11 protein-coding genes and 1 pseudogene are annotated in these 11,542 nt (G+C 43.8%); 4 read left to right on the top strand and 8 right to left on the bottom strand.

What is annotated here, in order from left to right:
* On the bottom strand, positions 1-264 hold a 264-nt coding region (locus P2G85_RS19050), incomplete at its 3' end, for a transposase (RefSeq protein WP_275865652.1).
* Between the two features lie 98 nt (positions 265-362).
* Between P2G85_RS19050 and P2G85_RS19045 the strand changes: the two genes are divergently transcribed.
* Both P2G85_RS19045 and P2G85_RS19040 read left to right on the top strand, forming a co-directional pair.
* Positions 363-632, top strand: coding sequence for a hypothetical protein (locus P2G85_RS19045; RefSeq protein WP_275865651.1), 270 nt, complete (start codon positions 363-365; stop codon positions 630-632).
* Between the two features lie 722 nt (positions 633-1,354).
* Complete coding sequence (locus P2G85_RS19040; RefSeq protein WP_275865650.1) at positions 1,355-1,570, top strand: hypothetical protein; 216 nt, start codon at positions 1,355-1,357, stop codon at positions 1,568-1,570.
* 546 nt (positions 1,571-2,116) lie between these two features.
* Here the strand turns inward: P2G85_RS19040 and P2G85_RS19035 are convergent.
* Positions 2,117-3,252: pseudogene (locus tag P2G85_RS19035) on the bottom strand (IS3 family transposase).
* Between the two features lie 488 nt (positions 3,253-3,740).
* On the opposite strand from P2G85_RS19035, the gene P2G85_RS19030 reads away from it, so the two are divergent.
* Both P2G85_RS19030 and P2G85_RS19025 read left to right on the top strand, forming a co-directional pair.
* Positions 3,741-4,178, top strand: a complete 438-nt coding sequence (locus P2G85_RS19030; RefSeq protein WP_275865649.1) for a hypothetical protein — start codon at positions 3,741-3,743, stop codon at positions 4,176-4,178.
* 73 nt (positions 4,179-4,251) lie between these two features.
* Positions 4,252-5,652 carry an alpha-amylase family protein gene (locus P2G85_RS19025; RefSeq protein ID WP_275865648.1) on the top strand — a complete coding sequence of 467 codons (1,401 nt, stop codon included), beginning with the start codon at positions 4,252-4,254 and terminating at the stop codon, positions 5,650-5,652.
* A 232-nt stretch (positions 5,653-5,884) separates the two neighbouring features.
* Here the strand turns inward: P2G85_RS19025 and P2G85_RS19020 are convergent, their stop codons facing one another.
* The 6 genes from P2G85_RS19020 to P2G85_RS18995 all read right to left on the bottom strand — a co-directional run bounded on the left by P2G85_RS19020 (position 5,885) and on the right by P2G85_RS18995 (position 11,525).
* Positions 5,885-7,039, bottom strand: a complete 1,155-nt coding sequence (locus P2G85_RS19020; protein ID WP_275865647.1) for an LPP20 family lipoprotein — start codon at positions 7,037-7,039, stop codon at positions 5,885-5,887.
* A 339-nt stretch (positions 7,040-7,378) separates the two neighbouring features.
* A complete protein-coding gene (locus P2G85_RS19015; protein WP_275865646.1) occupies positions 7,379-8,167 on the bottom strand; it encodes an ETEC_3214 domain-containing protein in 789 nt (262 codons plus the stop codon).
* Positions 8,168-8,176: 9 nt separating this feature from the next.
* Entirely contained in the window at positions 8,177-8,629 is a 453-nt protein-coding gene (locus P2G85_RS19010) for a hypothetical protein (protein WP_275865645.1), read from the bottom strand.
* A 9-nt stretch (positions 8,630-8,638) separates the two neighbouring features.
* Complete coding sequence (locus P2G85_RS19005) at positions 8,639-9,859, bottom strand: murein transglycosylase domain-containing protein (protein ID WP_275865644.1); 1,221 nt, start codon at positions 9,857-9,859, stop codon at positions 8,639-8,641.
* Between the two features lie 23 nt (positions 9,860-9,882).
* On the bottom strand, positions 9,883-10,860 hold the full coding sequence (locus tag P2G85_RS19000; RefSeq protein WP_275865643.1) for an LPP20 family lipoprotein: 978 nt from the start codon (positions 10,858-10,860) through the stop codon (positions 9,883-9,885).
* Complete coding sequence (locus P2G85_RS18995; RefSeq protein ID WP_275865642.1) at positions 10,857-11,525, bottom strand: hypothetical protein; 669 nt, start codon at positions 11,523-11,525, stop codon at positions 10,857-10,859. Before P2G85_RS18995 ends, P2G85_RS19000 begins: the two co-directional genes overlap by 4 nt.
* Positions 11,526-11,542 lie beyond the last annotated feature (17 nt).

The raw sequence follows: 11,542 nt of genomic DNA, 5'->3' as shown, positions 1-11,542 counted from the left end.
GTAGGTGGCGGCCTTTTTTACTATATCTAGCTCTTCAGCTTGCTCAGCCAATTGCCTTTTAAGCTTGGCGACTTCAGCGGCTAGATCTTTTTCCCGCTGACTGGTACTGGTGTCTTTCTTCGCAGCCTTACGCCAACCGTAGATCTGAGATTCGTGTAACGAGAGTTGCCTCGCTGCCGCAGCGACTCCCACTTTATCTGCTAGCTTCAGTGCTTCTGCTTTAAATTCAGGAGAATGGATAATACGTTTTTTCTTGCTTGTCATGCTTCACCTCGTTAGTGATTGTACTCACTTAACTCGGTGTCCAAAACTGCTGGTGCGGATCACTTTTAGCTAAGCGGGAAGAAGAGCTTTGCAAAGTAATGCGTGATATGACGACTGCTTTGAATAACAAGGCGCACGAGCACTATGAAACCATGATGGCGATTCGTATCAGAGATCTCGACGCAAAGTATAATCTAACGTATAGAGCCAAAGAACAAGCTGAAGCAGAGTTATCTGATGTTGAACAACGTCTGCAAAAGCAAGTTGAAGAGAAAGAACACCTAGAAGAAAAAATTGAAGAACTAGAATGTGAGTTGGCTATTCAAACGTCATTCAGTTCCCAAGGTAACAGAAAAAGCGTCTTCTGAACCGCTACCTATCAATAGGAGTCACCAACTAGGGTCACTTTGCCATGTATATATAATAACAGTGAAAGTGGCCCTTATTTCTCATCATCCCAAGCTCCGCTTTGAAAGCATCGATAAATTCATGGGCGTTAGCCCATTGGATAATAGAACTTGAGCGTAACATTTGAAGTAAGCCCATCCAAGGATCCCCGCCAGAATTGCGAGGTGATCAGGCAAACAATTCCCAAATAGTCGGCAATTCTCAGCGTGGTACCAAAACAAAATAGCACGGGCGGGAGAAGTAGCCTTGGGGCGCTATCAACGCACGGGAGTCGTTATCCTTGTATCCATAGATCGATTACTTGTCTTGGATAAACTTTTCGCATAGTTAGGGGTAAAGTTGATTGTAATCGCATACACATTCGGTTTTATGTTTTAGATTGTGATCAACATCACGAAAAGAGTGCGCGTCTAGGAGTAGCTTTATTTATGTGCACTCAGTTTAATATCATGGCGCTATGAATTAATTCTTATTATTCGTGAGTAGGTAGGTTCCCATGCAACGTTATGGTCTATGTCCTTTTTGTAAAGAAAATACTGTGTTTAATCGAACACACAGGACATTTATAGAAAAAGTATTTCGAAAAAAATACTTTAAATTTAAGTGTACAAATTGTTCTTCTGAAATTTTTTCTCATTGTTTTCAATCAAACATAATACCTCATCGAGATAGGAGCTCTTAGATGAACAATGAAAGAACAATCTTGGATCAAGCTGATGGTTTGCGCTGTTTATTTAAAAGGAAAGTTTGTTTAGATAAAGTAAGGACTATTCAAGTTGATTTACGACAAGCCATTATTGCGGGTAAAGATAAAGATGCATGTGCGTTAATGGTGTTACTAGAGAAAGCTCAAAAAGAACTAGAAGAAACGTATCCGCTCAATGATCCCACGGCGTAGCCTTGGCGAGTGAAATTCCTCGCTAGGGTGAAGTTTCGGGCTCTAGTTTAACCAGTTCTTTCACGCACTGAATCAGCTAGCTGCATATTGACTGTTTTATTATTTTGTTAATTTTTTAAATGGAAGTTTCCATGCAGGAATACGCACCTTTGGATATTTTTTTTCACCGTCCGCCTCAGTAAGTCGCAAGACATTAAGTTGGGAGTAAAACGTTGAGGCAGATTCTTTTACAGCGTCGGATCGCAACGGTGGAGGTGTTTTTCGTCATTTATATGGATCACTGTCAATGGATGATTTTCTGACTTTCATTGATATTAAGTTTAAAGGTTTAGTAAAGAGTTTCTTTCATGATATTTCCAAGGGCAAGAAGGTGGCACCCATGACAGGTGGAATGGGATCTGAGGCGACAATTGATTTAATGTATTGAGTGTTTCAGCAAACACCAGCATCTGATGATGGTGAAAACATTCGTATCTTAGCCGAAGATCGAGCTTGTCATTTTTATGGCTAGCGCTATGAATCGGCCAGCCTCCTGTAGACCAGCGCCTAGTTGTAAATTCCAAGCTTTTCATACACCAGTGGAGGCATATTCTCAGCGTGGCTGTGCTTACGTTTAGAGTTATAAAACATCTCGATGTAATCGAAAATATCTGAACGTGCTTTTTCTCTTGTTTGGTAGATCTTTTTCTTAATTCGTTCACGTTTTAGAAGTTGGAAGAAGCTTTCCGCTACCGCGTTGTCATGACAGTTTCCTCTGCGACTCATGCTCGGTATCAGGTTATGTTCTTTGAGGAACGCCTGCCATTCATAGCCCGTGAATTGACTTCCCTGATCAGAATGGATTAGCACTGTGCTTTTAGGCTTTCGACGCCATACCGCTGCGAGAAGCGCTTGTGTTACCAGCTCTGACTCCATCCTTGAACTCATTGACCAACCGACCACGGCTCTCGAATAAAGGTCGAGCACGACAGCTAGATACAACCAACCTTCGTGTGTCCTGATGTAGGTGATGTCTGTTACCCAAGATTGATTCGGCTCAGATGGCGAGAACTCACGGCCTAATATGTTTTCGGCGACAAGTGCTGGCTGACCACTATACATTCCACGGCGTTTCTTATATCCGACTTGAGCTTTCAGTCCCTCCTGTCGCATCAGGCGGGCGACTCGGTGCCTGCTGCATGTCTCGCCTAAGTCCCGTAGATCACTTTGAACCTTGCGGTAACCATAGACACAACCACTTTCAAGCCAAGAATGCTTAATCAAGCCCAGTAAGCGTTCGTCCTAACTAGCTCTGGCAGATTTAGGCTGTTTTAGCCATGCATAGAAGCCACTACGCTGGATACTAAGAATCTGGCACATTAGACGTATAGGGTACTTATCGAGTCTGAATTTTATGAACGCGTATTTTTCTTTGACTCGCTGGCGAAAAACACGGTGGCTTCCTTTAGGATGTCGCGTTCCTGCGTCACTCGCTTCAGCTCTTTTTCAAGCTCTCTTATCCGAGCTTCCTGCTCACTCGCTTGCTGATAATGCTTACTGTCTGAACCGTACTTCTTCATCCAGTTGTAGAGGCTGTTGGTGGAGACCCCAAGACGCTCTGACACACTTGCTACTGTGTAGCCCTGTTCGGTGACTTGCTTAACGGCTTGGATTTTAAATTCATCGGTAAACTGCTTGTTCATTTGTCCTCCTATGGACTACTAATTGTAAATCAAATTAGTGTCTACAGGAGGCTGGCCGATTCACTATGGTCCAGCCAGGGTGTTAATAGCGTCCAGTAATCTCGTAACTCGTTGAGCGTTACAGTGAGTCTCAGGAGTTTGCTCTTTTAAGTTGTCACAGGATTATCTTCGTCTTTTTGTTTGAGAGGGGGGCACCAAACTGCGACTTGTAGGCCCTGCTGAACTTGGCTTCAGACTTGTATCCCACATCAAAATCAACATTCAAAATATGCTCGGTGCCACTGAGCAGTCGCTTACGGGCGATGTTGAGGTGCCAATCAATCCACCCGCCATGTATGACTTCGCAGGCGGTTTTTTATCGAGGAAGGGGTACAAAGTGCCCTGGTTTATCAAATGGATTAAACCTCTCATTAAGAAACCCTATTAGTCACGCATTTCACTTAAATACAGACAGGGCATTCTTAAAATGAAGGGGAGAGTACGACGGTTTGAATATTAAGGAGAATGAAACGATACGCTTTCGAAATGCAGAGCAAGAAGATTTACCGCATCTTGTGGCCAGGCTAGCAGGCGATCCATTAGGTCGTCAGAGAGAGGAAGTCAGGTATCCTTTAAATGAGCAATATCCCCAAGCATTTAACGCACCAAGGAGGCTGTCGCTGTTTAATCGAGTGGGCATGATAAAAGCGACTACCGTGGGAGAGGGGGCCGGCGAGTTGGTAGGAGATGTTAGGCTATTGGCTGACATCTACTGGCTTGATGACGATGAAATAAAGACAGTGCACATAAATGCAAAGGCTTATGTTTATCCACTTTTTACTGTCATCCCCTTACCTGAGCTGATTACGCAAACGGTCGGTGAGTTCCCATTATTAATCCACTCAGCCCTACAGAGTGTGACAAGGCCAAGAAAATTCTGTAATTGATATTTATCTCAGTTATATGAGCGGTATGCTCTTATCGATCCCAATACAGAAACACCTACAACAGAGGATTGTGATGAAACATACTAAAACACTACTCGCAGCCGCTCTTGCTACAGGCTGCTTTTCTTCCACTGTGTATGCTGACACTATTTTGCACGCCTTTAACTGGAAGTATTCAGACGTTACTGCTAATGCGGCGGAAATCGCCAATATTGGCTACAAAAAAGTCTTGGTTTCACCAACATTAAAATCATCAGGGACTGAGTGGTGGGCTCGCTATCAGCCACAGGACATTCGGGTTATTGATTCTCCCCTGGGTAACAAGACCGATCTGCAAACCATGATCGATACGCTTAAACAGCATGGCGTAGAAGTTTATGCCGACGTCGTACTGAACCACATGGCGAATGAAACCTGGAAACGGGAAGACTTGAACTACCCGGGAACAGAAGTCCTTGCAGACTACGCAGCTAACAGCGAGTATTATGCGCAACAGACTCTGTTTGGCGATTTAAGTGAAAACATTTTCTCTGCGAATGACTTCCATCCAGAAGGCTGCATCACTGACTGGGGAGATCCGGGACATGTGCAGTACTGGCGCCTTTGTGGGGGGGACGGTGATCGCGGTTTGCCTGATCTTGACCCGAGTAACTGGGTTGTATCGCAACAGCGATTATACCTTGAAGCGCTAAAGCAGATGGGGATAACAGGATTTCGAATTGACGCCGTCAAACACATGAGTCAGTACCAGATAGATCAAGTGTTTACCGCTGAAATTACGGCTGGCATGCACGTGTTTGGTGAAGTCATTACCAGTGGTGGAGCCGGAGATTCAAGTTATGAGGTATTTTTGCAACCCTACCTCAATAATACCGACCATGCTGCCTACGATTTTCCTCTGTTTGCATCAATCCGTTCTGCGTTCTCTTATGATGGCAGCATGACTAAACTGCATGATCCACAGGCTTATGGCCAGGCACTGGATAACGCTCGGGCAGTAACCTTTACCATTACACATGACATTCCGACCAATGACGGCTTCCGTTATCAGATCATGTCTCCGGAAGATGAAGCACTCGCTTACGCTTACATTCTTGGTAAAGATGGAGGAACGCCACTTATTTACAGTGATGAGCTACCAGATAGCGAAGACAAGGACAACGGCCGCTGGGCAGATGTCTGGAACAAAACTGATATGAAAAACATGATCGCTTTCCATAATGCCATGCAGGGTCAAGGGATGACGGTACTGCACAGTGACCAGTGCCTGCTTCTCTTTAAGCGTGGCAAGCAAGGCGTTGTTGGCATTAACAAGTGTGGCGAAGAACGTAGTCATACCGTCGACACATATCAGCATGAGTTCAACTGGTATCAGTCATATCAGGACACACTTTCTGCAGCGACTGAAACAGTAAATTCCCGTTATCACACGTTCAGTATTCCTGCGCGCACCGCAAGAATGTATATGCTCTAAATCCACGGTGGTCCTGATCTACCAGGATCACGATCATTTAGTTGTAAATCGACAGGTCAGCTGTAGCCCGGTGAAGTCTCCCCGGGCTATTGCCACAAACCACACATCTACACCGGCATTAAAAAATCTTCCATTAGGTTGCAACTCATTGACTTAGTGACCAGGATTAATGGGGCATGGTTTCTGAGTCGGTCACAGTTCAAAAAAGCCAGCGATGGCGAGCCCTTTCAGTTTATTTGATCACTTGTGATCTTGTATTCGTTTTACAGTTAAACTTCTCCGGGTAACGCTTGTAGGTTAAACTATCGTGAGTGACGACGGCTCCCTTCGATTTAGCCCCTAGGCTAACAAGGTACTTTTTAAGGTCGATATAGTCTTTCACATCTACATCATCATCCGGATAGGTTTCAAAGTACGAAATTCTTGAGTTGACAACACATAACGGCGTTGACGCTTGAAAGCTCAACTTTCTTGGAACATAGACAGAGAGAGACTTTTTGTACACTTCATTGATATCCGCCCCTGCCTCTACGAGAATTTTAGTTTTTTTAACATCTCCACGATATAAAGCGTGCTTCATGAAATAACTCATTCTAAGCTCTTTTGCCGAGAAAGATTTCGTTAGGACATCTAAGCTTTTCTCTAAACGTTTAGGTGAAATTCGGTAGAACATGGCATAAAAGGATTCGCCTCTCGGATCGATTGCATCACTAAAGTTCATTCCTGCATCAATGTATAGTTGAATATTCGTTTGGTCTCCGCGATACAACGTTTGAGCAAAAGACTCGCCAGTGTAACTTAATCCCTGATTTTGAAGTTCCTTTTTCGGATCTTTAGAGGTTTCTTTTTTGACGTTGTCGAGCTTGTTCGAAATTTCTTTTAGTGCTTCATCCATGGATGTTAACGCAGAATTTAAAACCAGCTTTTCGGACTGCTGCGCGGATGCTCTATCGATTCGGACTTTAGTCCATAAGTTACATGACTCTCTATCTAACCAAACTGAGACAACTTCGGAAGACACGAGAATCGCATCACTCTTAGATTGAATCAGGCTTTTTATATCTTTGTTAATACTGACTTTATGTCCGTCATCACGACGTAAGATCTCCTTAGACAGTTCACTTTGAACGCGTACTTGTAGCGTTTCAGATAAATTTGAACGGGCGTCAGAGCTGCTGTTTTTTCTCAGCTGCATAACACTGTCTTTAGGAGAAGAGGCAACGCCATACCCGTAGATATAGTCTTTATCTGACGGGAGTGGTGAGATTATCCACTCAGGCATTGGTGATTTAGGTAAAAAGCTGCAGGCTGAATTTCCGCTAGCTGAACTAGTACAAGGAAGAAGACATGCCAGGGCGGCTATTGCCAAGACGGATTTTTGCACCATTTATTATTGTTCCTATAAAAAATTGAGCCCACGCACTTTTTATTATGCTTTGATGAGCAGGCGGTAAGTAAGTTCGTAAAAATGCCGAGAGCATGTAGATTCATTAACCAGTATTGACATGAATTTTTATTTTCTATGCTTGGTTATGAACTGAACGCTATCTGTCTTTTAATACAACTCTTGGAACGTGGGTGATAAGCCTATTGGTAGGAAAGAAGCCATTGGCTGTTTTGCCGCTGGCTTCTCCCATTTCGACTAGATGATACAACCAGGTGATGCATTAAAACCAAGCGTTAATATCTGGCTTATGGTTGAATAGTGTGTAAAACACCTTGCGGGTCAATCGGTAATCAACTCGTATTCAAGCTTGGTTAAAATTGCGGGTGCTAAGTCTTCTAGCCCCACTGCACTGTAACCGTAAAAGTTAGGCTTAATCTGCTGGCGTAAGCTAACTAACGCTGATGTTGTGTTTTCTTCCATCATCAGTTTATCGTTGAATGTTGCAAGAAGTTGCATCTGGTTTTTTGTCAGATTGGATAGGTATTCACTGTATCCGCCGACTGAGTTGTAAAGGAGTTCGTAACGGCCACCTTGAGCTTCTTCAATGTAGTAATTGCCGCTTCGAGCCAGATTAGACATGGCTTCGAGCGGAATGGTTGAGTCAGCAAATGTGGTCTGCAGATAGGTCTCATTACCCGCGTGGTACTTGATCTCAGGGACAAAGCCGGGTTTGGGGAAGACTAAAAACGCATCGATAGTGCCATTAGATGTGATCGCCGATAGGATGAACTTACTGTCTTTGTAGTACTTGATTTCAACGTCACCGTTAGAGGACTTGGTATAAACAGGAGAACCAAATGTCTCTTCTAACACCCCGCTAGACGCTCGAATGTAAACTTTCGATAGGCGCTCATTTGATGGCGCATCAGAGAAGTTGGAAATGACCAGGTCCCACCCTTTACTCGTCATATCAATAGCGTCATTAAACTGACCGGCAGCAATGATCAAAGCTATAAAGGCCAGGATTGGGTTAGGCGTTTTTTCCCTCAATCTATCGAGAATATCTTGCTCGTTGGCAGCTTCTGCCGGGGTTGTTTCTGGGGGCGTTTGGACCGCTTGCTCTTGCATTACAACCCCTTACTCAGCAATGAACTGAGGTAAACGTGCGACTATGCGAGTACAAAGATACTCATCAATGTCTTTTTCCACCGATACAGACTCAGACACCCAAGTGTATTTCATCAGTTGGTTTGTCAGCTGTTTGGTTGTTGATGTCGCGGTAACCGCAGTGGTTACGACGTTATCTTTACGATCTGCAGTGACGATTTTTTTCCGTTCAGCAGTTCTGTTTGTCTCTAACTCTTTTTGCACCATGGCTTCTAATGACGCCGCGAGAGAGGCTCTGGCTTCCATTGCCGCGACATCCATATCGAGCGTCAGGTCGCCCATACTTTCGACACAGGAAACACCGGCGATTAAACCGTCATCCAGGCCTGCTTGCGGATTCATATGCCACTCAGGAAATTCTGTTGTTGCTGATACTTGGAAAGCCATCGCTGTCATTGCAGTAAGTAGTAATGTTTTTTTCATGTTTATTCCCTAAATCATATTTTTTTCATAGTTAAGTTCTGCACTGTGCACTTTCTTTAAGTAGTTACGAGTTTCAGCAGCAGAGTGCTTTTTCTGAATAGTGCTAAAGACTTTTTCAGGGGATAGTTGGTTAATATATTTGATAGCGACAGAACGCTTGCCACCAAACATTTGATATATCGGGCCCATGCCCCCGTTGTAGGCAGCGATAACGCAATACTTCAGGCTCTCTTCATTCTCGATGCCTTTAAAGTATCGGGAGCGGAGCAGGTGAATGTAGGCCGTGCCTACTTCTATGTTTTTCTCAGGATCAAACAGATAATCTCGATTGAGTAGTTGCCGTTCTCCAAACAAGAAGCTCGTGGCATCAAGACCTGCAGAGCTAGGGACGACCTGCATAAGACCAAAAGCAGGAATATGAGAAACAGCGGTTGGGTCGAATGCGCTCTCGGTTTTAATAATGGAGAGCACGAATTCAGGTTCGAGATCGTATTTGTTTGCGTAAGTTTCCACGGTATCAAAGAAACGTTTTTCTTTGCGGTTTAACCAAGTGGGAGGAAAACTCACCTGCGCTTCGATGACGGTATTGCCTTTGCTGTCGACGGATTCGGTAATAACCACGTTGTCGAGCGCTTCTTTCAGCTCCTGCTTGTGAACAGCATTATTTTCCGCAACCGGTAATAGTGTCTGTGGGCTTAATGTTTCGACATTGGTTTCTTCAATAAGAGCCGCAGTGTATACGTCTGCTTTTTGTGCTTCGCCAATCGTTAGTTCGGAGGTTGCGAGAATTTCTTCTTTTAACTCCTCGATGGTTGTCTCTTCACCTGCGATTGTCGTTACTTTGATAACATTTTTCTCAAAGTTGACTTCACGTTTGAGTTCCAGAGAAGGGCTGTAGCTGACCCATGAGTATTGGTCACTAAAGTTTGGCTTGTCCCATTTTTTAGAAACTTTGTTCTTGAACTGGTCAAAGGCTTTTTGTGCATTGGCTAGGTATTGGTCGAACTCGCAATTTTTCTGCACTTTGTATAAATCGTATTTAGCTTCGCTACACAGTTTATATTTTTCAAAGTCATCCTGCGCTTCAAATGGTTGACTAACAAAGTGGTTGACGCTCGGGCATTGGTTCGCATCAACCTCAAGTTCACAAGCTTGTTGAAGTGTTTCTGCGTAGCTGAATGAACTAAATAACAATGCGAGTGGCGACAGGCGCAAAATAGTGTTCTTCATTTGGTTTCCTTTGCATTGTTCGACTAGCTTTTACTAATCGATAGCCTTTCCATGACAAATTCACATTGGTCCAGGTATTTAAGAATTAAGCCAAACCCGGGGGTATCGGTTGAAAGGCGTGACTCATCGAGTTTTTCAAACCGAGATGTGTCGATTTTACGGGGACATAATAAAGCGATGTTGGTGTCGTAGGTCGCTCGTCCTTGGTTCAATAGTGCTTCTATGCCGTCATATTGAGTGTTGTCTGGAAATTCGATTTGGATTCTTTTCTCGACCGGTTCATTCTCAATCAAAACGCCTGTACTGCCATCTTCATAGACCTGGAACAGAGATAAGTATCCTGGCTGCTTAGCCGTGAGGCTGATGAAGTAGAAATCACCGGCGGTTAAGCGCGTGTTAGTTGATTCGATAGCCAGTGACGGTGAGTGAAGGGTAAAGAAAAGATGGTTGTACTGCGCTTCCGGCAACACTAGATGGCCTGAGTTGTTGGTAAGCTGCCAGCCTCCGGCAAAACGTTCAATCTCAATATTGGGTAAGCATTGATGTTGCTCTATCCAGTTTTTCAACATTGCCGCGTGAGACCAATAAGGGTGAAGGTCAGCCTTACATTGAGAGCCTTGCAGCCATTGAGACAGCTTTTCAGCAAAAGAAGTTGGGTCGTACTGCACTCCTAGGTAAAACTCATCACCAATTTGCTCGCTTTTGCGGACAGTGACATTGTTACGGAAAACAATATCTGATAGAGACGTTTTGTTAGAGGATGCACTTTTGGTTAACTTGCCATCTTTGAACACTTTAGATGAGCTGGTTTCACTAATTACCCGGCTTTCAATCGATTTGGCTAAGTCGTGGTAGGCATTATCTTTAGCTTGTTGGTAAGTGTTACCTTGACCGAAGCCGTAACTTACAGAGGCATCAGAAGGCACTTCCCCATACCAGGATGGGGAAGCAAAAACACAAAAACTAGCCAAAGCTGAGAGTAAGGCTATGTGTTTAATCATTCTTCTTTTTTACCTGGGTATGGCGCTTTGATTATAGTCCAGCTTGTATCAAGGCCACCTTTGTCATAAAGTGACAAAGAGATACTGTTTCCATTTTGTACGGCGGCGAATATATAGCCTGACTTACTGTATGAACCATAATTTAGATTGCTCTCGGAATCTTTCATTAGAACTTTGTATATATCCTTTTGTGTAATAGCTAGCTGATTACCTTCTAGTGTTCCACTTAGGATCTGACCAGATCTTGTTTTAGCATACTGGTCGCACCCTTTGTTATCTGTTGGTTTAAAGAAGCTCCAACTCATTCTACCGTTAGCTGTAACTGATGGCCCTTCGACAAACCAACTACATTTATCTTCATCTAAGTAATGGCCCGCAATTAGTTGGTTTGCACTCGCAAACGCTACCGATTTTACCGAGCTGATATTTTTAAAGATCAGGTTGCCGTTTTTATCTGCAGCAAACTCGGCGCTCATATCAAAAAACTGAGTTTCGCCGGTATCCTTGTTGGTGACAGGCACGCGTAGCATAGTGATTTGGTTACCCGCACCTTGAAAGTGTGCGCCCTGGAAAGCGATGTCTAGGTTGGTATTGTCTACATCTGTGGCAAAAGTTGAGGTTGCAAGCAGTGCTGCTGACGTTGCTAATAGAGTTTTCTTAAACATGGATATAAGCCTTAAAT

The sequence above is a fragment of the Vibrio sp. CAU 1672 genome (assembly GCF_029223195.1).
In the GTDB taxonomy this organism is placed as follows: Bacteria; Pseudomonadota; Gammaproteobacteria; order Enterobacterales; family Vibrionaceae; genus Vibrio.
Note: the sequence above shows the minus strand (reverse complement) of the source record. Positions and strands in the feature narration are given on the sequence as shown.

Bases quoted from the DNA above. Each gene is read 5' to 3' on its own strand.
- P2G85_RS19045 (WP_275865651.1), top strand. From the start codon at position 363: ATGCGTGATATGACGACTGCTTTGAATAACAAGGCGCACGAGCACTAT.
- P2G85_RS19040 (WP_275865650.1), top strand. From the start codon at position 1,355: ATGAACAATGAAAGAACAATCTTGGATCAAGCTGATGGTTTGCGCTGT.
- P2G85_RS19025 (WP_275865648.1), top strand. From the start codon at position 4,252: ATGAAACATACTAAAACACTACTCGCAGCCGCTCTTGCTACAGGCTGC.
- P2G85_RS19020 (WP_275865647.1), bottom strand. From the start codon at position 7,039: ATGGTGCAAAAATCCGTCTTGGCAATAGCCGCCCTGGCATGTCTTCTT.
- P2G85_RS19015 (WP_275865646.1), bottom strand. From the start codon at position 8,167: ATGCAAGAGCAAGCGGTCCAAACGCCCCCAGAAACAACCCCGGCAGAA.
- P2G85_RS19010 (WP_275865645.1), bottom strand. From the start codon at position 8,629: ATGAAAAAAACATTACTACTTACTGCAATGACAGCGATGGCTTTCCAA.
- P2G85_RS19005 (WP_275865644.1), bottom strand. From the start codon at position 9,859: ATGAAGAACACTATTTTGCGCCTGTCGCCACTCGCATTGTTATTTAGT.
- P2G85_RS19000 (WP_275865643.1), bottom strand. From the start codon at position 10,860: ATGATTAAACACATAGCCTTACTCTCAGCTTTGGCTAGTTTTTGTGTT.
- P2G85_RS18995 (WP_275865642.1), bottom strand. From the start codon at position 11,525: ATGTTTAAGAAAACTCTATTAGCAACGTCAGCAGCACTGCTTGCAACC.